The sequence below is a fragment of the Acidovorax sp. KPB24-07 genome, from assembly GCF_057543315.1.
Genome location: NZ_BAAJYS010000564.1, coordinates 1 through 1,740, shown reverse-complemented (window position 1 = coordinate 1,740; position 1,740 = coordinate 1). Strand labels below are relative to the sequence as shown.

3 protein-coding genes are annotated in these 1,740 nt (G+C 67.4%); all 3 read right to left on the bottom strand.

All coding sequences use genetic code 11. The annotated features are described in order from the left end of the window. Nucleotides 1-603 (bottom strand): lipopolysaccharide transport periplasmic protein LptA (gene lptA / locus AC27IQ_RS23880; RefSeq protein WP_487091046.1); only part of this gene is annotated, 603 nt, incomplete at its 3' end. Nucleotides 604-707: 104 nt separating this feature from the next. Next, nucleotides 708-1,367 (bottom strand): thiol:disulfide interchange protein DsbA/DsbL, encoded by a 660-nt coding sequence (locus AC27IQ_RS23875; RefSeq protein ID WP_284426220.1) that lies wholly within the window; start codon nt 1,365-1,367, stop codon nt 708-710. A 57-nt stretch (nt 1,368-1,424) separates the two neighbouring features. Next, the coding region (locus tag AC27IQ_RS23870) for an SPOR domain-containing protein (RefSeq protein ID WP_487091045.1) at nt 1,425-1,740 on the bottom strand (316 nt) is incomplete at its 5' end.

The window sequence follows — 1,740 nt, the reverse complement described above, 5'->3', positions numbered from 1 at the left end:
CGAGGTGGGGGCCGCAGCGGGCGCCCCGGCCTTGGCCGGAGTCTCCTTGGGCGAGAGCACCGCGCGCACGCGGCCTCCGGGCGTGGCCGCGGTGTTGCTGCCGGCGGGGGCGGCCTTCTGGCCATCGACGGTGAACACGTCGGTCAGGTTGTTGTAGACGATGAGGGCACCGGCCATCTCGTCGGTGAGGGTGGATTCGCGGTAGCGGCGCAGTTCCGAGCGGCGGATGAGCCGCACCAGATCGGCCCGGCCGTCGTACTCGATGACCTCGCCCTCGCCCTCGACGAACTCGTCGGGCATGCCGGGCGCCGTGTCGCGCTTTTGCCGGAAGAAGGCCCGCTTGCCGGCCTCGGCCGTCATGGTGCCGTACTGGAAGCCATCGGGGTCCTGCCGGACGTCCAGCCGCGCGCCGCGCAGCAGGATGGTGCCCTTGGTGACCACCACGCGGCCGGTGAAGACGCTGGTTTGCTTGAGCTCATCGTGGCGCAGTGCATCGGCCTCGATGTTCATGGGCTTGTTGCGGTCGGCCTTTTCGGCGCGGGCGCCCCCCATGGCGAAAGCCAGGGCGGCAAGCAGGAGGATCGGTAGGAGGCGTTTTCTCATAGGGCACGAATCTTGCAAAGATTGTAGCCACCCCTTGGCGCGATCCGGGAGCAGCAAAGAAAAAGCCCGCAAACGCGGGCTTGCATCGCACGGGAGCAGGGGACTCAACCGCCCTTGGCGGCGGTGGAAGCGAGGTACTCCACCACTTGCAGCACGCCCTGCATGTTGCCGGCCATGGTGCCATCGGTGTAGTAGCGGCCGGCCACGCCCATCGAGGGCACGCCTTCCACGCCGTAGGCTTCCTGCAGCTGGGCGGCCTTGCGCAGCTGGTTGGACACGGAGAAGGAGTTGTAAGCCTCCTTGAACTTGGCCACGTCCACGCCCTGCTTGCCGACCCATTCGAAGATCAGGTCGTCCTTGTTGAGGGCCTGCTTTTCCACGTGCACGGCGCGAAACACCTTGGCGTGCAGATCGCCGACCTTGCCCATGCTTTCCAGGGCGAAGTACAGCTTTTGCTGCGGTGCGAAGCTGGAGTTGAACGCCACGGGCATGCGGCGGATGACGAGGTCCTTGGGCGCCGCCTTGATCCAGGCTTCCAGCGTGGGCTCGAAGGCGTTGCAGTGGGGGCAGCTGTACCAGAAGAACTCGATGACCTCGACCTTGCCGGCGGGCACGTCGCTGGCCACGGGCTTGGCGAGCTTGACGTAGTCCTTGCCTTCCTTGAATTGGCGGGCCTGGGCCATGGCGGGCGTCGCCAGGGGCAGCGTCAGGGCGGAAGCGGCCACGGCCGTGGCGGTGGACAGGGAAAACTCGCGGCGTTTCATGAAAAAGACACTCCTTGTTCGGTCAGAGGGTTGTGAGCGGCAGCCTGCGGGAAAAGTTCAGCGCTGCACGCGCACCAGCGCGGATTCGACGCCCGCGCCATCGAGCTTGTCCTTGAGCATTTCGGCATCGTCGCGCTTGGTGAAGGGGCCGACGCGCACGCGAAAGACGGTGCGGCCGCTCTGCTCGCGCTCGCTCACCCGGGCCTCCCAGCCCAGCATGGCCAGCTTGGCGCGCTGCGCATCCGCATCGCCCTGGGTGCGGAAGGCACCGGCCTGCACGAAGTAATCAAACGGCTCGGCGCCGCCGGGCGCGCTGGCGGCCCGGGCCTTGGCCAGATCGCCCAGCGGATCGGACGAGGCGGCCGGCTTGCTG